The following is a 20,151-nucleotide window of genomic DNA, read 5'->3' on the forward strand; positions in this document are numbered from 1 at the left end:
TGCTCCGGGCTGCAAATCCGGCCCGGCGACCCTATCTGGAAAGGATCATCGACAAGCGGAGGCAGCGATGGCGACCGACAAGCAGAAGCAGAAGATCGTCGAGGCATTCCTCGCCCGGCTGGCGACCGGCAGCTTCCAGGACGTTGCGCTGGCCGACGTCGCGACGGATGCCGCCGTCACGCTGCCGCAGCTGCGCGAGGCGTTCGACGGACGGCTGGCGATCTACGCCGAGTATCTCCGCCGCGTCGACCGCGAGGTGCTCGCGGGTGTCGACGCGGCGCTGGCCGACGAGCCGGTGCGCGAACGCCTGCTCGACGTGCTGATGCGCCGCTTCGACGTGATCGCGCCGCAGAAGGCCGCCGTGCGGGCGATGCGCGACAGCACCCGCCGCGATCCCCTGCTCGGCCTCGCCGTCGCCGGCCTGCTCGCCACCTCGATGCGCTGGATGCTGATCGCCGGCGGCGTCGACCGCGCCGGCCTGCAAGGCGCCGTCCGGGCGCACGGCCTGCTCGCCGTCTGGTCCCGCGCGCTCGACGTCTGGCTCGACGACGAGGATCCCGGCCTCGCCGCCACCATGGTCGCCGTCGACAAGGGCCTGCGCCGCGGCGACCAGTTGCTGGGGATCGCCGGCGGCATGATGTCCTGTGCCGAGCGAATCGCCGGCCGTGGCCGGCGGCGGGAGAAGCCCGTGGCGGCCGAGGGGACGGTTGGCGAGGGGATCTGAGGGATCGCTGACGCTGAAATATGCGGAGATGCTGCTGCCCCCTCCCTGTCCCTCCCCCGCTTCGCAGGAGAGGGGACGATGGGCGATGGGGCTTTCGCGAAACACCGTTTCCCCGAATCGAAGCGCTGACGATCGAGGAGCCCTATCCTCCTGCGTCCCCTCTCCTGCGAAGCGGGGGAGGGACAGGGAGGGGGCAGCAGCGGTGCGGCAAGCCCGCACAATCCCCCCAAAACGCAAAAAGCCGATCCCTTCCTGGATCGGCTCTTTGCATGGAACTCGTCCCAAAAATCTTGCCTACCGCGCGGCACGCCGCCCGGCGATGTCGTCCAGAGCATCCTGCTCCATGGCGTCGAGCGCGGCGCGGCCGCGTTCCTGGTCGCGCTCTTCCATGAGCTCGATCTTCTTCAGTTCCTCGACCGCCTCACCGAGCGCGTCCTGTGCCGCTTCCAGCTGGGCGCGCAGGTCGTCGGCCGAGGCGATCAGGTTGTCGCGGCGCTGCATCGCGGCGCGGGCGAAGGTCGGATAGGCGAAATGGCCGACGTCGGTGATACCGACGCGGTTCTGTTCGGCGACGATCTGCTCGTCGAGTTCCTGGGCCATCCGGCGAAATTCGGCGATCATCAGCTCGATCTGGTTGAGCTGACGCCGCTTCTCGTCGACCTGGAAACGCCTCAGTCGGATCAGGCTGTTACGCGGCTTCATCGATCACTACTCCCCTGACGCAGGGAAGCTTAACCCCGTAGCCGTTTCCAAAAGGTTGGCGAGCATCGCATAGCCGTCGTGTCGCAGGGTGGATTCGCCCTTGCCCTGGCGCAGGAACTCCTCGACCGGGCCGTTGAGCTTGATCGCATCGTCGACCTCCGGGTTGCTGCCGCGGCGATAGGCGCCGAGACGAATGAGTTCCTCCATGTCGGCATGGATCGACATCAGCCGCTTGGTTTCGCGCAGGAGATTGCGATACTCCGGCTCGACACAGCCCGGCATGGTGCGCGACACCGACTTCAGCACGTTGATCGCCGGATAGCGCCCGCGCTCGGCGATCGCCCGCTCCATCACGATATGGCCGTCGAGAATGCCGCGCACCGCGTCGGCGATCGGCTCGTTGTGGTTGTCGCCCTCGACCAGCACGGTGAAGAGCCCGGTGATCGACCCCTCCCCCGCCCGGCCGGGCCCGGCCCGCTCGAGCAGGCGCGGCAGTTCGGTAAAGACGGTCGGCGTATAGCCCTTCGAGGTCGGCGGCTCGCCGGCGGCCAGCCCGATCTCGCGCTGCGCCATGGCAAAGCGCGTGACGGAATCCATCAGACACAGCACGTCCTGCCCCTCGTCGCGGAAATGCTCGGCGACGGTGAGGGTGAGATAGGCCGCCTGCCGGCGCATCAGTACCGATTCGTCGGAGGTCGCCACCACCACCACCGAGCGCGCAAGGCCCTCCTCGCCGAGGTCGTCCTCGATGAACTCCTGCACCTCGCGGCCGCGCTCGCCGATCAGCCCGATCACCGCGACGTCGCAGGCGGTGTTGCGCGCCAGCATGGAGAGCAGCACCGACTTGCCGACGCCCGAACCCGCGAAGATGCCCATGCGCTGGCCGCGGCAGCAGGTGGCGAAGGTGTTGAGCGCCCGGACGCCGAGATCGATCGGCCCGCCGACGCGGGTGCGTTCGTTGGCGGGCGGCGGGGCGGCGCGCAGCAACCGCTCCACGAGGCCGTAGCTGATCGGCCCGCGGCCGTCGATCGGCTCGCCGAGCGCGTTGACGACCCGCCCGAGCCAGGCGTCGGAGGGGCGCGCGGTCGAGGCCGTGGAGACGATCGCCGCCTTGGCGCCGAGGCGCACGCCTTCCAGCGGGCCGAACGGCAGGCACAGTGCGAACTCGCCGCGAAAGCCCACCACCTCCATACCGACCTTGGACCCGCCGAAGCCGGTGACGACCAGCCGGGTGCCGACGCTCATCTCCTGCACCGGCCCGGCGATCTCGACGAGCAGGCCCTGCACCCCGGTCACGCGGCCGTAGATTTCCAGCGGCGCGATGCGTTCGATGTCCCTGACGAGGCGCTCCACCGCACCGCTCCCCATGCCGCCGTAAACGATTCGGATCATCGCCCCGATGCGGGACGGTTTCGACGGGCATTTTAACCCTTCGTTTACGCGGAAGGTTAATGCTTTCGGTTGTTCTGTGGAAAAGCGGCCCCGCGCACCGTCCCTCCGACGGCAAGCACCGAGGACGCGAGTCCGCAGAATCGCTTGGGGTTGGTTCCTCATGTGGAAACTCAGCATACGACAATGCGAGATTCCCGTTAGGTTCTAAGCAATTCCGAGAATTTTTGCAGGCGGACGGTAAAGCGCTTGCAGGGGTGAATCCTGATTGGTTAATTGTTAACCATTGCGACGTAACCTCGGCTCCGGGATCGAGCTGAGCGTCGAAGCTCAAGGGTGGCGGCCGCAGGAGCGGTCGTCGCCGGATCGATAGAAGGGGATTTGGGCATGCGAGTTCTGCTGATCGAGGACGACAGCGCGACCGCGACGAGCATCGAGCTCATGCTGAAGTCCGAGAGCTTCAACGTCTATACGACGGATCTCGGCGAGGAAGGCATCGACCTCGGCAAGCTCTACGACTACGACATCATCCTTCTCGATCTGAACCTTCCCGACATGTCGGGCTACGAGGTGCTGCGCACGCTGCGCGTCTCGAAGGTGAAGACGCCGATCCTGATCCTTTCGGGTCTCGGCAACATCGAGGACAAGGTGCGCGGTCTCGGGTTCGGCGCCGACGACTACATGACGAAGCCGTTCCACAAGGACGAGCTGGTCGCCCGCATCCACGCGATCGTGCGCCGTTCGAAGGGCCACGCGCAGTCGGTCATCAAGACCGGTGACCTCGTCGTCAACCTCGACACCAAGACCGTCGAAGTCGGCAGCAACCGCGTGCACCTGACCGGCAAGGAATACCAGATGCTGGAGCTGCTCTCGCTCCGCAAGGGTACGACCCTCACCAAGGAGATGTTCCTCAACCATCTCTATGGCGGCATGGACGAGCCGGAACTGAAGATCATCGACGTCTTCATCTGCAAGCTGCGCAAGAAGCTAGCCAACGCCACCGAGGGCAAGAACTACATCGAGACGGTCTGGGGCCGCGGCTACGTGCTGCGCGAGCCCGACGACATTCGCGAGATCGCCTGAACCTTGCCGACCGCGCGCGCCGTTGCGGCGCGCGGGATGGGACCGAACGACGAAAGGCTGCCTTCAGGGCGGCCTTTTTTGTGCCCGTTGAAGAGCCCGCCGCCTCAGCTCCGCTGCAGGGCGAGGTTGACGCCGAGGCCGACCAGCACCGCGCCACCGGCCCGTCGCAGCCAGCGCTGCAGGCGTCCCGAGCGGCCGAGCCGCGCGATCAGCGCGCCGGCGAGCAGCACGCCGACCACGTCGGACGCCGAGAACATCAGGTTGACGATCGTCCCGAGCACCAGGATCTGCAGCCACAGCGGAAACACCGCGGCCGGGTCGGTGAACTGCGGCAGCAGCGCGAGGAAGAACAGCGCCGTCTTCGGGTTCAGCACCTCGACCGCGATGCTCTCGACGAAGGCCCGCCGCCCCGTCCGCACCGCCACCGCCGGCACGCGCACGTCGCCGGCGACCGGGCTGCGGAACATCGCGATGCCGAGCCAGACGAGATAGAGCGCCCCGGCGATCTTCACCACGAGATAGAGCATTGGCACCGCGTGAAACAGCGCCGACAGGCCGGCCGCGGCGGCGAGCACGTGCACATAGCCGCCGACATGGATGCCGAGCGTCGCCATCAGCCCCGGCCGCCACCCCCGCGCCACGCTCTGCGCCGCCGCATAGAGCATCGCCGGCCCCGGCACGAGGGCGAACACGGCCGTGGTGACGAAGAAGGCGGTAAGGATCTCGAGCGAGGGCATGACGGCTCCGGAGTGGGAGGGATCGTCGTACACCGGATCGGGGGTGGTGGGTATGGGCGGGTGTTGTCGTCGGGCTTGGGCTGCGTCGTGCCGTGGCGCCTCCCCCCTCCCTGTCCCTCCCCCGCTTCGCAGGAGAGGGGACGATGGGCGAGACGGTCTTCGCATAACTCACGCTTCGCCGAAGCGGAGCGCTGTTCGGGACGGCGCCCTATCCTCCTGCGTCCCCTCTCCTGCGAAGCGGGGGAGGGACAGGGAGGGGGCGCCCCACGGCACGAAGCCAGCTACCCCAGCCGCCGCCCCTCGGTCCCGAACCGGTGCAGCGCCTCGGCCGATGCCGACACCATCATGCCCTCCCCCGGCGCAATTGCCGAGCGTCCCGCCACCCGGAACACCAGCTCGCCGCCCTCCGGCGTGGTGCCGTGCACGTAGCTTTCCGCGCCGACGAGCTCCACCGCCGCCACCGTGAGCTCCGCCGTGAACGCCGCGTCGTCGCGGCGCCCCGGCACCAGGTCCTCCGGCCGGATGCCGAGGGTCGCGACCTCTGGACCGAGCGCCGCTGCGACCTTGCCGCCGCCCGGCAGCGTCACCGCCTCGCCATTGCGCACCGCCGGCAGCAGGTTCATCGCCGGTGAGCCGATGAAGGCGGCGACGAAACTCGTGGCGGGCTTTTCATAGAGCTCGATCGGCGTACCGACCTGCTCGATCCGGCCGCCGTTCAGCACAACGAGGCGGTCGGCGAGGGTCATCGCCTCGAGCTGGTCGTGCGTGACGTAGACGCTGGTGGTGGCGAGGCTGCGCTGCAGCCGGCGGATCTCGACGCGCATCTGCACGCGCAGCTTGGCATCGAGGTTGGAGAGCGGCTCGTCGAACAGGAACGCCGCCGGCTCGCGCACGATCGCCCGGCCCATCGCCACCCGCTGGCGCTGGCCGCCGGAGAGCTGGCCGGGCCGCCGGTCGAGGAACGGCGCGATCTCGAGGATCGCCGCCGCGGCGTCGATGCGCCGGGCGATCTCGGCTGCCGGGGTGCCGCGGTTCTTCAGGCCATAGGCGAGGTTCTGGCGCACGCTCATGTGCGGGTAGAGCGCGTAGTTCTGGAACACCATGGCGATGTCGCGCGCGGCCGGCTCGAGCTCGTTCACGACCCGCCCGCCGATCGCCACCGTGCCGGCGCTGATCGTCTCCAGCCCGGCGATCATCCGGAGCAGAGTGGACTTGCCGCAGCCCGACGGGCCGACCAGCACCACCATCTCGCCGTCAGCGATGTCGAGCGAAACGCCGCGCACCGCCTCGACCCCGCCCGGATAGACCTTGCGCACGTCGCTGAGCGTGATCGATGCCATCGGTTCGTCCTTACTTCTCGGTCTCGACGAGGCCCTTCACGAACCAGCGCTGCATCAGCACCACCACCATCACCGGCGGCAGGATAGCGAGGATCGCCACCACCATGACGAGGTGCCAGGGCGTGTCGGCATCGGTGAAGGACACCATCTTGCGCAGCGCGATGACGATCGTGCTCATGCGGCTGTCGGAGGTGATGAGCAGCGGCCAGAGATACTGGGTCCAGCCGTAGATGAAGAGGATGACGAACAGCGCCGCGATGTTGGTCTTCGACAGCGGCAGCAGGATGTCGCGCAGGAACTTCATCGGCCCGGCGCCGTCGATGCGGGCGGCCTCGACGAGTTCCGGCGGGATCGTCAGGAAGAACTGCCGGAACAGGAACGTCGCCGTCGCCGACGCCATCAGCGGCAGGGTGAGGCCGGTGTAGGTGTCGATCAGCCCGAGGTCGACCATCACCTTGTAGGTCGGCAGGATGCGCACCTCGACGGGCAGCATCAGCGTGATGAAGATCAGCCAGAAGAACACCATCCGGCCGGGGAAGCGGAAGAACACGATCGCGTAGGCCGACAGGATCGAGATCACGATCTTGCCGACCGCGATCGCCGTCGCCATCACCGCCGTGTTGAACAGCAGCCGGCCGATGCCGACGCCGCCGATCTGGCCGATGCCGCCGACCAGCGCCTCGCCGTAGTTGTCGAGGAAGCGGTCGCCGGGGACGAGCGGCAGCGGCGGCGACAGGATGGTCTGCAGCGAGTGGGTCGAGGCGACGAAGGTGTACCAGATCGGAAAGGCGACGATCAGCACGCCGAGCACCAGCACGAGGTGGGCGACGAGGCCGGCGAGCGGGCGATTTTCCTGCATGGCGCCTCTCAGCCGTAGTGGACGCGCCGCTCGACGAAGCGGAACTGGATCGCGGTGAGCAGGATGACGATCGCCATCAGGATCACCGACTGCGCCGCCGAGGAGCCGAGCGAGAGGTGGACGAAGCCGTCGTTGTAGACCTTGTAGACCAGCGTCTCGGTCGCCCGCGCCGGCCCGCCGCCGGTGACGGCGTGGATGATGCCGAAGGTGTCGAAGAAGGCGTAGACGGTGTTGACGACGAGCAGGAAGAACGTGGTCGGCGCGATCAGCGGCAGCACGATGGTCCAGAATCGCTTGGTGCTGCCGGCGCCGTCGATCGCCGCCGCCTCGATCAGCGAGCGCGGGATCGACTGCATCGCCGCGACGAAGAACAGGAAGTTGTAGCTGATCTGCTTCCAGGCCGCGGCGACCACCACCATCGTCATCGCCTGACCGGGGTCGAGCAGCGGGTCCCAGTTGTAGCCGGCCCGGCGCAGCATGTAAGCGAAGGTGCCCATCGCCGGGTTGAACATGAACAGCCACAGCATGCCGGCCACCGCCGGCGCCACCGCATAGGGCCAGATCAGCAGCGTCCGGTAGAGCCCCCGCCCCCTGACCACGCGCTCGGCGGCCGAGGCGAGCCACAGTGCCGCGGCCATTGCGAGCAGCGCGGTCGCGACGCTGAACACGACGGTGACCCGGGCCGACTGCAGATAGTTCGGATCGGCGAGCACGGAGCGGAAGTTGGCGAGCCCGACGAAGGTCGTCTTCAGCCCGAACGGATCCTCGCGCAGCACCGACTGCCACAGCGCCTGGCTCGCCGGCCAGTAGAAGAACACGGCCGTGATCGCGATCTGCGGGCTGAGCAGCAGATAGGGCAGCACGCGGGCGGGGAAGACGACGCGGGACAAGGGGTGCTGATGCCTCGGGACCGAGGGGTCGCCGCAGGGGCGGCGAACGGCCGGCGGGCGAACGCGCCAGCGCCAGAACGCAAAGATGCCGGCGCCGCCCCGATCGGGGAGCGACGCCGGCTCCGGTCGGTGCTTACTGGCTGCCGACGGCTTCGCGGATCGCCGCGTTGCCGCGCTCGACCAGCTTCTTCAGCGCCGTCTCGGCGTCCTGGCTGCCGGCGAGCATCGCCTCGAATTCCTCGTTGGCGATGTCGCGCACCTGCGGCAGGTTGGCGAGGCGAACGCCGCGGGAGTTCTCGGTCGGCGCCTTGCCCATCATCTGGGTGATCGGCGTCTCGCGGCCGGGGTTCTGCTCGTAGAAGCCCGACGCCTTGGTCGCCTCGTAGGCGGCCAGCGTCACCGGCAGGTAGCCCGACTGCTGGTGCAGGCGAACCTGGATCTCGGTCTGCGACAGGAAATTGAAGAACTCGGCGACGCCCTTGTACTGCGCGTCGTCCAGCCCGCCGAACACCCAGAGGCTGGCGCCGCCCGGGATCGTGTTCTGCGGCCGGCCTTCGCCTTCGACGAAGGGCAGCTGGCCGATGCCGTAGTTCATGCCCGCCTTGACGATATCGCCGAGGCCGCCGGACGATTCGGTGAGGATGCCGCATTCGCCCGAGAGGAACAGCTGCTTCGCTTCCGAGGTGCGGCCGCCGTAGCGGAAGGTGCCGTCCTTGGCGAGGTCGGCGATCGCCTGGAAGTGCTCGACGTAGATCGGGGCGTCGAGGGCGAGCTCGACGTTCGGGCCGGCGAGGCCGTTCTCGTTTGAGCCGTAGGAGACGTTGTTCCAGGCGGCGAAGTTCTCGAGATGGATCCAGGTCAGCCAGGTCGAGGTGTAGCCACAGGCGGCCGCGCCGCTCGACTTGATCGTGCGGGCAGCCTCGAACACCTCGGACCAGGTCTTCGGCGGGTTGGCGACGTCGAGGCCGGCCTTCTCGAAGATGTCCTTGTTGAAGAACAGGATCGGCGACGAGGAGTTATAGGGGAACGACAGCATGGTGCCGTCCGGCTTCGAATAATAGGCGACGATGCCGGGCAGGTACTGGCTCTTGTCGAAGGCGTAGCCGCCCTCTTCCAGCACTTCGGCGACCGGCTTCATCGCGCCTTCGGCCGCCATCATCACGCCGGTGCCGACGTCGAAGACCTGCATGATCGCCGGCGGCTGCTTGGCGCGGAACGCGGCGATGCCGGCGTTCAGCGTTTCCGGATAGGTGCCCTTGAACACCGGCACGATGCGGTAGTCGGCCTGGCTGTCGTTGAATTCCTTGGCGAGGGTGTCGACCACCTCGTTGTTGGCGCCCGACATGGCGTGCCACCACTGCAGCTCCGTCACGGCGAAGGCCGGGGTCGAAGCGAGGGCGACGAGCGAAAGGCCGGTCGTGCCGGCGAGAATCGTCCGAAGGCTCATGGTGCGGTGTCCTGCAATCGGTCGGCCGCCGCGAGGTGCGACGCCAGTCCGGCTGAGATAGCCGCGCTGGATTGCAGTTTGGTGACACCGGGGCCGGCTCCGCCGGCGCGGACCACCGGCCGAAACGACGACGGGGCCGGCTTGCGCCGGCCCCGTCTCAGGATGCCCCCGCGGGGGAAAGCAACGCCGCGCCGCTCAGGCGGCGAGGATCTGCGCCACGAAGCGGTCGAGCGTCTCGCGCAGGTCGCTCGCCTCGCGGCCGAGGCCGCGGGCGCGCTCGGCGACGGTCGCCGCCGCCTGGTCGGTGCGGGCAACGACGTTGCGTACGTCGGAGATGTTCGCCGAGACGCTGGCGGTGCCGGTGAAGGCGCTCTGCGCCGCGCGGGCGATCTCGCTGGTCGCCGCCGACTGCTGCTCGACCGCCGCGGCGACCGACCCGACGGCCGCCCCGATCTCGCCGACCACGCTGCGGATCTGCGCCACCGCCTCGACCGCGACGCGGGTGGCGTCGCGCATCGCCGCGATCTGGCTGCCGATCTCCTCGGTCGCCTTGGCGGTCTGGCCGGCGAGGTTCTTCACCTCGCCCGCGACCACCGCAAAGCCCCGGCCCGCCTCGCCGGCGCGCGCCGCCTCGATGGTGGCGTTGAGGGCGAGCAGGTTGGTCTGCGCCGCGATCGACTGGATGATGTCGACCACCGTGCCGATACGGCCGGCGGTCAGCGACAGCGATTCGACGATCGAGTTGGTCGAATCCGCATGACGGTCGGCCTCGCCGGCGATCGCGCCGGAGCGGCCGATCAGCTCCGAGACCTCGCGGATCGAGGCGAACAGCTGGTCGGAGGCCGCCGCGACCGAGCGCACGTTGCCGCTCGCCTGCTCGGACGCCTGGGCGACGGCGTCGGAGCGCGTGCTGCCCTCCTCGGCGAGCTCGGCCATCTCGGTCGCCGAGCGCTCCAGCATGCTGGCGGCGGCGGCGAACGCTTCGACGGCGGAGCCGACCCGGCTTTCGAAGTCGCGCGCGAACTGCTCCATCATCTGGCGCCGCTCGAGGTCGCGCTGGTTGCGGTCGCCGGCGTCCTGCTCGGCGCGGCGCCGGGCTTCGAGTTCGGTCACCTCGCGAATGCCGCCGACGGCCCGCGCGATCTCGCCGATCTCGTCGCGGCGCTGGCGCCCGGCGATCTCGACGTCGGTGCGGCCCGACGCCATCGCCTGCAGCGTCGCGGTGAGGCCGGCGAGCGGCTTGGTGACGCTGCGCGCGGCGAAGAGGCCGATCAGCACCGTGAGCACGAGGATGGCGAGGCCGGTCATCGCCATGGTGCGCGTCATCGCGCCGACCGCGGCGAAGGCCTCGTCGCTCGACTGGGCGGCGAGCAGCGTCCAGTCGCGATCGAAGATACGGACGGGGCTGGCGACCGCCATGAAGACGTCGGCGCCGCGCGTGAAGCTCACCGCCTCGTCCGCCACCGGCAGCGTGCCGTAGCCGAGCTGGCCGATTGGCTCGCCGGGCGCCGCTTCGGCACCGGGCGGGGTGGAGCGCAGCAGGCCGTCCGGGCCGACGGCCACGGTCTCGCCACTGCTGCCGAGGTTTTGCCGGTCGGACAGCACCTTGTCGAAGCTCGACGGCGCGAGCCGGAAGACGACGTAGCCGACGCGCAGCGTCTCCTGCGTTGCGTTCATCGCCGCGTTGCTCTTGCGCTCGATCGCCTTGCCGACGAAGGCCGACGGCCCGTCGCCCGCGAGGCTGTAGGCCGAGAAATCCTCGAACACCGCGGCGTTCGACGACGACATGGCGGTGAACAGGCGGCCGAGCCCGGTCTGGGCGAGGTCGCCCTCGTTCGCCCGCAGCGTGAAGTCGTCGCCCTTCTTCGCCGTATAGATGACGCGCCCGTCGGCGCCGAGCAGCAACACGTCGGCATAGCCGCCGCGCTGCAGCGCGGTGCGCAGCACGTCGTGCACCTTGGCGTGGCGGAAGCCGTACATCGTCTCCGAATCGGCGCCGTCGCGGTGGAGGCGGGTCGCGACGTCACCGCCGAAGTAGGCCTTGGTCTTCTCGAACTCGGCCGGGTTCAGCTCGAGGTTCTTGTCGAGTTCGGCAATGCTGCTGCCGACGATCGCCGTGCCGGCCACGTTGTCGAGATCGAGCTGGATGCCCTCCGCCGTCGCCTGCAGCAGGGCCCTGCGGCCTTCCGCGGCGAGCGACAGCCGGTCGACGGCGGCGTCGGCCAGCGCGGAGCGGGCGCCGGACCAGCCGATCCCCCCGATCACGGCCGCACTCAGAAGGGCGAGCCCTACAATGACCAGAGGCAATTTCAGCTTCAGCGTCGCGCGCATATTGTTTCCCGACAGGACCCTGGATCTTCAGACGGCAGCGCGAAGCATGTCGCCACGCCGATCTGTCGGTGATGCTATGACCTTGGTGCTAAAAGTGGATTAATTCCCGAACCTGCGGCAATCTGACCGCCGGAATAAGGTTCTTCGGGAAGAACAACTCGGTTGATCGATCGAACTATTGGCAAGACCGATCAAGCGATAGACGTTCTCAGCACGAAAAGAGGCGCCGTGCAGGGTGTCTGCATGGCGCCTCTGGTTTCCTGGCGTCCGTCGGTGTTCGTCGGCCTCAGGCAGATCCGCGGCCGATGACCGCAAAACGCTGTCCGGGGGCGGCGGCCGCGGCGGTGGCGACGGCAGCCGGGCGGGCGGCGGCGGCCGGGGCCGAGCCATTGGTCATGTAGAGACCGCGGCGGTCGGGCAAGGTGCGGAAGGCGTCGGTGAGGCCGACCACCGTCTCGGCGGCGCCGAGCACCAGATAGCCGTCGTCCGGCAGCAGCTTCGAAACACGGGACAGCACGTCGACCTTGGTCGGCTGGTCGAAATAGATCAGCACGTTGCGGCAGAACACGATGTCGAACTGGCCGAGACCGGCGAAGGTATCGAGCAGGTTCATCTTGCGGTACTGCACCATCTGACGGATCTCGGACGAGATCTGCCAGCTGTCGCCATTCTGCGTGAAATACTTCAGAAGCATCTGGATCGGCAAGCCGCGCTGCACCTCGAACTGGGTGTAGACGCCGGAGCGAGCCCGGTCGAGCACGTCGTTGGAGAGGTCGGTGCCGACGATCTCGAAGCGCCAGCCGGCGATCTTCGAGCCCATCTCCTTCAGGCACATGGCGATCGAATAGGGCTCCTGCCCCGTCGACGCCGCCGCGCACCAGATGCGGATCTTGCGCTGCGCGGCCCGCTTCTGCAGCAGTTCCGGCAGCATCATCTGGGTCAGATGCTCGAAGGGGGTCTTGTCGCGGAAGAAGAACGACTCGTTGGTCGTCATCGCCTCGACGACCGCGTCGGCGAGCAGCGATTCGCGCGGATCGCGCAGCTTGGCCACCAGCCCGGCGATGCTCGGCACACCGGCCTTGCGCGCGACCGGCAGCAGCCGGCTCTCGATCAGATACTGCTTCTCGTTCGACAGCACGAGGCCGGACCGGACCTTCAGGAACTGGCGCAGGAAATCATACTCTGCAGGCGTCATATCCGGCTCCCCAGCAGAATGCGCGCGACCTTGCGACCGACCTCGTCCAGCGGCAGCACGTCGGCGCACATGCCGGTATGTGCGGCGGCGCCGGGCATGCCCCAGACGACGCTGGTTTCCTCGTCCTGGGTGATGACGTTGCCGCCGGCCTGGCCGATGGCGGTGACGCCGTCGGCACCGTCCGAGCCCATGCCCGTCAGGATCACGCCGAGCGTGGCGCTGCCATAGATGTCGACGACGGACTTGAACAGCGGGTCCACCGCCGGCTTGCAGAAGTTGACCGGCGGGCCGTCGGTGAGGCGGATCACCGTCTCGCTGCCCTGGCGGGCGACGATCATGTGGCGGCCGCCGGGGGCGACGTAAATCCGGCCGGGCAGCACGGGCTCGCCGTCGCGGCCCTCGGCCGCCGGGCGGCCGGCCGCCTTGGAAAGATGCTCGGCGAGGATCGCCGTGAAGGTCGCCGGCATGTGCTGCGTGAGCAGCACCGGCACCTGCGCCATCGCCGTGCCGACGTGGCCGAAGAAGGCGTTCAGCGCCTGCGGCCCGCCGGTCGAACTGCCGATGGTGAGGACGCGCGGACGCACCGGGGCATAGGAGCGCAGCGTGAAGGAGGCCTTGGGCTTTGCCGGAACGGCGCTCTGCGCCGGCACCATGCCGGCGGCCTCGAGCGTCCGCGTCGCGGTGAAGGGGCGCGACGACACCGGCGGCGCCGCGGCGCGGCGGCTGCGGCTGCGCGCCCGGGCGCCGAGGCTCTGCACCTTGGCGATCAGGTCGGCGCGGAACTCGGTGGAGGTGGTCAGGCGGCTGTTGCCGTCCGGCTTCGGAATATAGTCCGCCGCGCCCAGCGACAGCGCCTTGAGGCTGATCTCGGCGTTGCGCCGCGACAGCGTCGAGGCGATCAGCACGATCAGGCCCGGCTTCTTCGCCAGCATCAGCGGCAGGGCGGTGAGCCCGTCCATGTCCGGCATCTCGATATCGAGCACCACGACATCCGGGTCGGCCCGGGTGATGTCCTCGACGGCGAGCTTGCCGTTGCGGTGGCTCGCGACCACGGCGAGGCCGGGGTCTTCGTCGATCCAGCGGCCGACCAGGCCGCGGACGACCACGGAATCATCCACGACCATGACCCGGATCGGATCGGTCACCGGACCGTGTGACGTGCCCTGGAAAGACCCGGGCGGGGAGGCGTGCGCGTTCGCCGACATTGCTTTTCTTCTACCTTTCGCCTCTGCCACCTGTGGCCGGCCGACCTTCAGATCAGGCCGACTTCATGAAACTTCGCTTCGACGATCTCGCGATCGAAGGGCTTCATGATGTACTCGTTGGCACCGGCGCGGATCGCGCGGGCGATGTGCCCGACGTCGTTCTCGGTCGTGCAGAACACGACCTTGGGCTCCCGGCCGCCTTCGAGCAGGCGCAGCTTGCCGAGGAACTCGAGCCCGTCCATCACCGGCATGTTCCAGTCGAGAAGGATCGCGTCGGGCATGCTGTCCTGGCAGACGCGCAGCGCCTGCTGACCATCCTCGGCTTCGGAGATGGTGAACGACATGTCCTCGAGGATCCTCCGCGCGACCTTGCGGATGACGCTCGAGTCGTCGACCACGAGACAATGTTTCATCGCTTGCTCCATCGACAGGCCCGCCGCCCGCCTTTCGCTGCTGGTTCGGCACTCGCGGCTGGCCTTCGGCCGCGAGTGGATTGGCTGGTCACGCGGCCATCTGTTCGACGAGGTGGCCGAGGACACGGTCGACATCGAGAATGACCATCAGATGGCCGTCGAGACGATGCACGCCGCCCGAAATCGCGGCCCAGCGGCCATCGAGGTTGGCCGGGTTGGGCTCGCGCCGTGCCGTCTCCAGGGTCAGCACCTCGCCGACCTCGTCGATGATCAGGCCGTAGGATTCGCCGCGGAATTCGATGCCGACGGCCATGATGCCGTGCCGGCCCTCGCGCAGCGGCAGGCCGAGCCGGCGCCGCATGTCGACCGCGGTGACGATGCGGCCGCGCAGGTTGAGCACGCCGGCGATCTCCGCCTGGGCGAGCGGCACCCGCGTCATGCTCTCGGGCACGAACACGTCGTGCACCCGGTGGATCGGCAGGCCGAACAGCTGGCCGCCGATCAGCACGGTGACGTACTGGATCGAGTCTTTGCCGGTGCCGGCTTCCTTCGCGATGTCGTTGGTCATGCTGCGATTCCCAGATCCTGACTGGTGAGTTCCTTCAGCGAGGCGATCAGGCCCGGCCGGTCGAACTTCGCGACGTAGTCGTCGAAGCCCGCCTGCCGGCCGCGCTCGACCGAGGCAGGGGTGCAGAGAGCCGAGAGCGCGACGATCGGCGTCGAGCGCATGCGCGGGTCACGGCGCAGCGTTTCGGCGAGTTCGAAGCCGTTGACGCCCGGCATCTCGATGTCGGAGACGATCACGTCGAACAGCGGCTGTTCGGCCACGCAGCGCATCGCGTCCGTCGCCGAGGCGCAGACCGTGACCTCGAAGCCGGCGGCTTTGAGCACCGGGCCGAGCATGTTGCGGAAGAACGGGCTGTCGTCGACGAAGAGCAGGCGGCGCGTCAGCGCGATCTGGCTGAACTCCTTGCGGAAGAACCAGTCCTCGAAGGCCATCGGCAGGAAGTGGCCGATGTCGATCACCTCGGTCGCCTTGCCCTTGATCACCGCGGAGCCGAGAATGCCCGGCACTTCGGAGCCGACCTGGATGTCGAGGCGCTCCTCGACGATGTCGACGATCTCGTCGACGACGAGGCCCATCGAGCGGCCGGCGTCGGAGAACACCAGCATCGGCTGGGTGCCTTCGGTGCGGCGGCGGACGTTCTCGTTGATGCGGACGAGCGGCATCAGCGAGCCGCGGTACTGCACGAGCTCGCGGCCGTTCGAGTTCTCGATCTTCTCGATCTCGAATTCCTCGAGGCGCGTGACCAGCGACAGCGGCACCGCCTTCGGTTCGGACGAGCCGGCGCGGAACAGCAGCATCGAGACGCGCGTGCTGTCCTCGACGCCGTGCTGCTTCTCGGCATCCACCTTGTCGGAAGCTTCGCCGACCGTGGTGCTGATCGCCGAGGCGACGCCGTTCGGATCGACGATCATGATGACGCTGCCGTCGCCGAGGATCGTGTTGCCCGAGAACATCGTGATGTGACGCAACATCTTCGACATCGGCTTCACGACGATTTCTTCCGTGTGGAAGACGCCGTCGACGACCATGCCGAAGGTCTGGCTGCCGACCTGCATCACCACGATGAAGCCGTCGTCGGCCGAGGCGGCGGTCTCGTCGGCGGTGCGGAGCAGGCGGCCGAGCGGCACCAGCGGCAGCAGCTTGTTGCGCAGGCGCAGCACCGGCGTGTCGCGGATGCGCTCGATCCGGTGTTCGGAATTGTGCTGGACGCGGACGAGTTCGACGACCGAGAGCTGCGGGATCGCGAAGCGGTCGCCACAGGCCTCGACGATCAGCGTCGAGACGATCGCCAGCGTCAGCGGGATCTTGATCGTGAAGGTGGTGCCCTTGCCCGGCACCGACTTCAGGTCGACCGTGCCGCCGATCAGCTCGATGTTGTTGCGCACCACGTCCATGCCGACGCCGCGGCCCGACACGTTGGTGACCTGCGCCGCGGTCGAGAAGCCCGCCGCGAAGATGAACTTGTGGATCTGGGCATCGGACATCTTCTCGAGTTCGGCGTCGGTCGCGACGCCGTTCTCGATGACCTTGGCCTTGATCTTCTCGACGTTCAGCCCGCGGCCGTCGTCGGCGATCTCGATGATGATGTGGCCGCCTTCATGATAGGCGGAGAGACGGATCGTGCCCTTTTCCGGCTTGCCGGCCCGGCGGCGGTCCTCGGTGGTCTCGAGGCCGTGGTCGGCGGAGTTGCGCACCATGTGGGTGAGCGGATCCTTGATCAGCTCGAGCACCTGGCGGTCGAGCTCGGTCTCGGCGCCGACCATGTCGAGTTCGATCTGCTTGCCGAGTTCCTGCGCGAGGTCGCGCACGACGCGCGGCAGCTTCTGCCAGGCGTTGCCGATCGGCTGCATGCGCGTCTTCATGACGCCTTCCTGCAGCTCGGCCGTCACATTGGAGAGGCGCTGCAGCGGCACCTTGAATTCGCTGTCCTCGTGACGACGGACGATCTCGAGCAGCTGGTTGCGCGTCAGCACCAGCTCGGAGACCATCGTCATCAGGTTTTCGAGCGTCTCGACCGTCACGCGGATCGACTGGCTCGCAACGCTCGCCTTGGCCTCGCTGCTGTCGGTGGTCTCGTCCTCGACCGCCGCCTTCACCGGACGGACGGCCTTGCCCCCGGCCGCGGGCTTCGCCCCGGCCTGGCCGCCGATCTGGCCCATGCGGGCGTCGAGTTCGGCGGCGACCTTGGCGAAGTCGACGGCGGGCGCGGCGGCCGCTGCCGGCTTCTCTTCCTCGATCTCGAATTCGACTTCCGTCTCGCGGAACGCCCGCTCGAGCTCGTCGAGCGACACTTCGCCGATGCGCAGTTCGCGCTCCAGCACCTGCTCGCTCATCGTGCCGCGCGTCTCGGCCTTGGCGGGTTTCGCCGCCTTGGCGGCTTCGCCGGCGATCGACATCGCTTCGAGTTGCTTGATCAGATCGTCGTCGACGCCCTTCGGCTCTTCGCCTTCGCTGGCCTCGAGCTCGGCGAGGATCGCCTTGATGCGGTCGATCGTCTGCAGGATGAGGCTGACCGCCTTCGGCGTGACGGCGGCGCCGTCGCGGAACTTGCCCATCAGGGTCTCGGCGGCATGCGCCAGCGCTTCGAGACGCGGCAAGCCGAGGAAGCCGCAGGTGCCCTTGATCGTATGGACGAGCCTGAAGATGTTGTCGAGAATTCGCGCGTTGTTAGGCTCCTGCTCGAACTTCACCAGTTCGACGTCGACGACGTCCAGGCTCTCGTTCGTTTCAGTCAGAAACTCCCGCAACAAGTCATCCATGTCCACTCTCCACAGGGAGAAAGCACTCCGGCTCGCCCGACCATCGAACGGCGAGAACCGGAGACATCTTCTTTCCCGGAGTGTGGGATCAAACGGTTAACATTGGCTGAAACGGCTTTGGTGCATTTGCGCCAACCGTATACCAGAAAATACGCATTCGGGATTCCGGAATCCCGAATACTACATGGTCTTCAAGCCCGCGATTCCATTGCGGAAAGTAGAGTCCGGCCGCAGACGCAAGCAGGGACAGGCGCCGTTACGCCGCGCCGCGGGCCTCGAACGTCACCACGTCGTCCGTCTTTTCGATCGTGACAACCATGCCGGCATCGCGGGCGAGCAGACCGGCGTAATACGGCTGGATCGCGTGCGCGTCCGGGCTCTGGCTGATCTCGCCGGCGATGAGGTCGACGATATGCGGCGGGATGCGGGCGGCCATCCCCTTTGCCTCGATCCTCTGCACCGGGCACGGCGCGCCGCCCTCGAGGCTGACGGTGATCACGCCGCCGCGCGGGATGGCGTGGATCGACAGCAGCAGCAGGTTGAGCAGCAGCTTGACCTGGTTCTTCGGCAAGAGCAGCCGCGGCGCGTTCCAGACGAACTCCGGCTTCTCGGCTTCCATGTAGCCCTTGGCGACCTTCTCGGCGTCGCCGAGGTCGACCTCCGCCCCCGCCGAGCCGGCCGCGCCGAAGGCGAGCCGCGCGAACTGCAGCTTCGACGAGGCCGTCTTCGCGCTCTTGCGGATCAGGTCGAAGGCGAAGACCTTCATCTCCTCGTTCTGCTCTTCGTCGAGAAGTTCGAGACCGTTGGTGATCGCGCCGACCGGGCTGATGATGTCGTGGCAGACCCGCGAGCAGAGCAGCGCGGCAAGATCGATCGCTTCGATCGGATGGGTGGACATAATGTGCTCCGGTCTTCGGCTTGCGGTGGCGGATTGCCGCGATTCGTCGCCGTTCCAGTCGACTGCTCGTGGATACCCGCAACCGCCCGCGCTGCCAACCCGCCAGCGGCGGACGTTCCGGTGCGCCAGGGCCGATCAGTGGGCGAGGCCGCGTTCGAGCTCGGGCCAGTTGCGGTCGGCGTCGAAGACGTAGATCTCGGGATCCTGCAGCCACTCGGTCCGCTGCGCCTCGCTGGCGAACAGGAACAGCCGGTCATTGCGGATGGCGAAGATCTCCGGGATGCCGGCGGCCGGCACGCCGGCGGCGACCGACAGCGCCGAGTAGCCGCCGTAGGCCGGCATGTAGATCGCCGGTGCCGCGAGGAAGGCGGCGAGGTTGCCCTCGTTGACGAAGCGCCAGAACACCCCGGCGTGCTCCACCTCGAAGCGCGCCTGCCCGATCTGCGGCGCGCCGTCGGTGAAGTAGCTCACCGGATCGAAGCCGCTGATCGCGAGGCCCGTGTAGATGTCGTGCACCACGGCGTCGCTCAGCGCGCGCGCCGGGCCAGGGGCGCCGACGAGGCCGAGCAGCCCGGCGATCATCCCGAGCCCGAGCGCCACCCCGCCCCGCGCCCGCCGCCGTCGATCCGCCCGATTCCTCATCATGATGCCCGTCGTGATCCTGCGGCCGCGCCGCGCGTCATGGTTAAGGCTAGGAGCGGTTCGTTAAGGCATCGGAAACGATACCGGCGCATCAATCGAGTTGTTTTCCGATGGCGCCCGCCGCCATCGCGTCGCCCCGTGAGCCGTCCGTCTTGCGGCCCCACCGAGGAGCCCCGTCAATGCTGCAGTCCGTCGCGCGTTTCGTCCGCACCCTCGCGGCCGTCGCCGGCCTCGTCCTCGCAGCCGCCACCCCGTCCGCGGCGCAGCAGGACACCGGTACCGCCTATTCGCCCGAAGAGCTCGTCAACGCCGGCAACCAGTTCTTCGGCCAGATCTCGGCCGGCCTCGCCACCGTGGTCGAGAAGGCCGTCGCCGACTACGGCCAGCCCAACGGCTACATCCTCGGCCAGGAAGGCACCGGCGCGATCTTCGGCGGCCTGCGCTATGGCGAGGGTACCCTCTATACCCGCAATGCCGGCACCCACCGGGTGTTCTGGCAGGGCCCGACCCTCGGCTTCGACATCGGCGCCGATGGCGCGCGCACCATGATCCTCGTCTACGAACTGCCCTCGGTCGCCAGCATCTTCCGCCGCTATGCCGGCGTCGACGGCTCGGCCTACATCGTCGGCGGCTTCGGCATGACGGTGCTGCGGTCGGGCAATTCGGTGCTGGTGCCGGTCCGCTCCGGCGTCGGCGCCCGGCTCGGCATCAACGTCGGCTACCTGAAGTTCACGCCCGAGCCGACCTGGAACCCGTTCTGACGCCCGTTCTGATCGGGGCGGGCAAAACCCGGGGCGGCGCAGGCGATTGACCGGCCTGCGAGATTTTCGCAAGCTCGGGCCCGCGTCAGCCTGAAATTTACCCTTCGGCGGCAAGCTGACCGCATGCGGCAGCCGCGCCGCGCAAGCATCGGGCCGCAACGCCCGGCCGGCGCCCGCGGGGCGCCGCGGGCACGATGGGTGGACTGCC

Annotated in this window: 18 protein-coding genes; 3 read left to right on the top strand and 15 right to left on the bottom strand. The window is 68.1% G+C overall.

The window, feature by feature from the left end:
- Positions 1–67 precede the first annotated feature (67 nt).
- Positions 68–724, top strand: coding sequence for a TetR/AcrR family transcriptional regulator (locus I5731_RS15885; protein WP_197312395.1), 657 nt, complete (start codon positions 68–70; stop codon positions 722–724).
- Between the two features lie 294 nt (positions 725–1,018).
- Here I5731_RS15885 and fliJ read toward each other — a convergent pair whose 3' ends face one another.
- The gene (gene fliJ, locus I5731_RS15890; protein ID WP_197312396.1) at positions 1,019–1,426 is read right to left on the bottom strand and encodes a flagellar export protein FliJ; all 408 of its coding nucleotides are present in this window, start codon (positions 1,424–1,426) and stop codon (positions 1,019–1,021) included.
- 6 nt (positions 1,427–1,432) lie between these two features.
- Positions 1,433–2,779: a flagellar protein export ATPase FliI gene (fliI, locus tag I5731_RS15895; RefSeq protein WP_407941851.1), complete on the bottom strand. Its 1,347-nt coding sequence runs from the start codon at positions 2,777–2,779 to the stop codon at positions 1,433–1,435.
- A gap of 423 nt (positions 2,780–3,202) precedes the next feature.
- On the opposite strand from fliI, the gene ctrA reads away from it, so the two are divergent.
- The gene (gene ctrA, locus I5731_RS15900; RefSeq protein WP_197312397.1) at positions 3,203–3,898 is read left to right on the top strand and encodes a response regulator transcription factor CtrA; all 696 of its coding nucleotides are present in this window, start codon (positions 3,203–3,205) and stop codon (positions 3,896–3,898) included.
- Between the two features lie 104 nt (positions 3,899–4,002).
- Here ctrA and I5731_RS15905 read toward each other — a convergent pair whose 3' ends face one another.
- The 13 genes from I5731_RS15905 to I5731_RS15965 all read right to left on the bottom strand — a co-directional run bounded on the left by I5731_RS15905 (position 4,003) and on the right by I5731_RS15965 (position 19,185).
- The gene (locus tag I5731_RS15905) at positions 4,003–4,635 is read right to left on the bottom strand and encodes a LysE family translocator (protein WP_197312398.1); all 633 of its coding nucleotides are present in this window, start codon (positions 4,633–4,635) and stop codon (positions 4,003–4,005) included.
- A gap of 281 nt (positions 4,636–4,916) precedes the next feature.
- On the bottom strand, positions 4,917–5,975 hold the full coding sequence (gene ugpC / locus I5731_RS15910) for a sn-glycerol-3-phosphate ABC transporter ATP-binding protein UgpC (RefSeq protein WP_197312399.1): 1,059 nt from the start codon (positions 5,973–5,975) through the stop codon (positions 4,917–4,919).
- Positions 5,976–5,985: 10 nt separating this feature from the next.
- A complete protein-coding gene (gene ugpE, locus I5731_RS15915; RefSeq protein ID WP_197312400.1) occupies positions 5,986–6,834 on the bottom strand; it encodes a sn-glycerol-3-phosphate ABC transporter permease UgpE in 849 nt (282 codons plus the stop codon).
- Positions 6,835–6,842: 8 nt separating this feature from the next.
- Complete coding sequence (gene ugpA, locus I5731_RS15920) at positions 6,843–7,724, bottom strand: sn-glycerol-3-phosphate ABC transporter permease UgpA (protein ID WP_197312401.1); 882 nt, start codon at positions 7,722–7,724, stop codon at positions 6,843–6,845.
- Positions 7,725–7,857: 133 nt separating this feature from the next.
- Positions 7,858–9,171: a sn-glycerol-3-phosphate ABC transporter substrate-binding protein UgpB gene (gene ugpB / locus I5731_RS15925; RefSeq protein ID WP_197312402.1), complete on the bottom strand. Its 1,314-nt coding sequence runs from the start codon at positions 9,169–9,171 to the stop codon at positions 7,858–7,860.
- Between the two features lie 195 nt (positions 9,172–9,366).
- Positions 9,367–11,502: a methyl-accepting chemotaxis protein gene (locus tag I5731_RS15930; RefSeq protein WP_197312403.1), complete on the bottom strand. Its 2,136-nt coding sequence runs from the start codon at positions 11,500–11,502 to the stop codon at positions 9,367–9,369.
- A gap of 286 nt (positions 11,503–11,788) precedes the next feature.
- Positions 11,789–12,697 (bottom strand): CheR family methyltransferase, encoded by a 909-nt coding sequence (locus I5731_RS15935; RefSeq protein ID WP_197312404.1) that lies wholly within the window; start codon positions 12,695–12,697, stop codon positions 11,789–11,791.
- A complete protein-coding gene (locus I5731_RS15940) occupies positions 12,694–13,821 on the bottom strand; it encodes a protein-glutamate methylesterase/protein-glutamine glutaminase (protein ID WP_235981847.1) in 1,128 nt (375 codons plus the stop codon). Before I5731_RS15940 ends, I5731_RS15935 begins: the two co-directional genes overlap by 4 nt.
- A gap of 128 nt (positions 13,822–13,949) precedes the next feature.
- Entirely contained in the window at positions 13,950–14,315 is a 366-nt protein-coding gene (locus tag I5731_RS15945) for a response regulator (protein WP_197312406.1), read from the bottom strand.
- An 88-nt stretch (positions 14,316–14,403) separates the two neighbouring features.
- A complete protein-coding gene (locus I5731_RS15950; RefSeq protein ID WP_197312407.1) occupies positions 14,404–14,883 on the bottom strand; it encodes a chemotaxis protein CheW in 480 nt (159 codons plus the stop codon).
- Positions 14,880–17,642, bottom strand: coding sequence for a hybrid sensor histidine kinase/response regulator (locus tag I5731_RS15955; RefSeq protein WP_197312408.1), 2,763 nt, complete (start codon positions 17,640–17,642; stop codon positions 14,880–14,882). Before I5731_RS15955 ends, I5731_RS15950 begins: the two co-directional genes overlap by 4 nt.
- Positions 17,643–17,898: 256 nt before the next feature.
- Positions 17,899–18,540 (bottom strand): histidine phosphotransferase ChpT, encoded by a 642-nt coding sequence (chpT, locus tag I5731_RS15960; protein ID WP_197312409.1) that lies wholly within the window; start codon positions 18,538–18,540, stop codon positions 17,899–17,901.
- A gap of 135 nt (positions 18,541–18,675) precedes the next feature.
- The gene (locus tag I5731_RS15965) at positions 18,676–19,185 is read right to left on the bottom strand and encodes a YHS domain-containing (seleno)protein (RefSeq protein ID WP_197312410.1); all 510 of its coding nucleotides are present in this window, start codon (positions 19,183–19,185) and stop codon (positions 18,676–18,678) included.
- A gap of 176 nt (positions 19,186–19,361) precedes the next feature.
- On the opposite strand from I5731_RS15965, the gene I5731_RS15970 reads away from it, so the two are divergent.
- Entirely contained in the window at positions 19,362–19,943 is a 582-nt protein-coding gene (locus tag I5731_RS15970) for a DUF1134 domain-containing protein (protein WP_197312411.1), read from the top strand.
- Positions 19,944–20,151 lie beyond the last annotated feature (208 nt).

It is taken from the genome of Methylobrevis albus (assembly GCF_015904235.1).
GTDB classification, from domain to species: Bacteria; Pseudomonadota; Alphaproteobacteria; order Rhizobiales; family Pleomorphomonadaceae; genus Methylobrevis_A; species Methylobrevis_A albus.

What these genes read in the sequence shown, in the direction of transcription:
- I5731_RS15885 (WP_197312395.1), top strand. Translation starts at nt 68, where the DNA reads ATGGCGACCGACAAGCAGAAGCAGAAGATCGTCGAGGCATTCCTCGCC.
- fliJ (WP_197312396.1), bottom strand. Translation starts at nt 1,426, where the DNA reads ATGAAGCCGCGTAACAGCCTGATCCGACTGAGGCGTTTCCAGGTCGAC.
- ctrA (WP_197312397.1), top strand. Translation starts at nt 3,203, where the DNA reads ATGCGAGTTCTGCTGATCGAGGACGACAGCGCGACCGCGACGAGCATC.
- I5731_RS15905 (WP_197312398.1), bottom strand. Translation starts at nt 4,635, where the DNA reads ATGCCCTCGCTCGAGATCCTTACCGCCTTCTTCGTCACCACGGCCGTG.
- ugpC (WP_197312399.1), bottom strand. Translation starts at nt 5,975, where the DNA reads ATGGCATCGATCACGCTCAGCGACGTGCGCAAGGTCTATCCGGGCGGG.
- ugpE (WP_197312400.1), bottom strand. Translation starts at nt 6,834, where the DNA reads ATGCAGGAAAATCGCCCGCTCGCCGGCCTCGTCGCCCACCTCGTGCTG.
- ugpB (WP_197312402.1), bottom strand. Translation starts at nt 9,171, where the DNA reads ATGAGCCTTCGGACGATTCTCGCCGGCACGACCGGCCTTTCGCTCGTC.
- I5731_RS15930 (WP_197312403.1), bottom strand. Translation starts at nt 11,502, where the DNA reads ATGCGCGCGACGCTGAAGCTGAAATTGCCTCTGGTCATTGTAGGGCTC.
- I5731_RS15935 (WP_197312404.1), bottom strand. Translation starts at nt 12,697, where the DNA reads ATGACGCCTGCAGAGTATGATTTCCTGCGCCAGTTCCTGAAGGTCCGG.
- I5731_RS15940 (WP_235981847.1), bottom strand. Translation starts at nt 13,821, where the DNA reads ATGGTCGTGGATGATTCCGTGGTCGTCCGCGGCCTGGTCGGCCGCTGG.
- I5731_RS15945 (WP_197312406.1), bottom strand. Translation starts at nt 14,315, where the DNA reads ATGAAACATTGTCTCGTGGTCGACGACTCGAGCGTCATCCGCAAGGTC.
- I5731_RS15950 (WP_197312407.1), bottom strand. Translation starts at nt 14,883, where the DNA reads ATGACCAACGACATCGCGAAGGAAGCCGGCACCGGCAAAGACTCGATC.
- I5731_RS15955 (WP_197312408.1), bottom strand. Translation starts at nt 17,642, where the DNA reads ATGGATGACTTGTTGCGGGAGTTTCTGACTGAAACGAACGAGAGCCTG.
- chpT (WP_197312409.1), bottom strand. Translation starts at nt 18,540, where the DNA reads ATGTCCACCCATCCGATCGAAGCGATCGATCTTGCCGCGCTGCTCTGC.
- I5731_RS15965 (WP_197312410.1), bottom strand. Translation starts at nt 19,185, where the DNA reads ATGATGAGGAATCGGGCGGATCGACGGCGGCGGGCGCGGGGCGGGGTG.
- I5731_RS15970 (WP_197312411.1), top strand. Translation starts at nt 19,362, where the DNA reads ATGCTGCAGTCCGTCGCGCGTTTCGTCCGCACCCTCGCGGCCGTCGCC.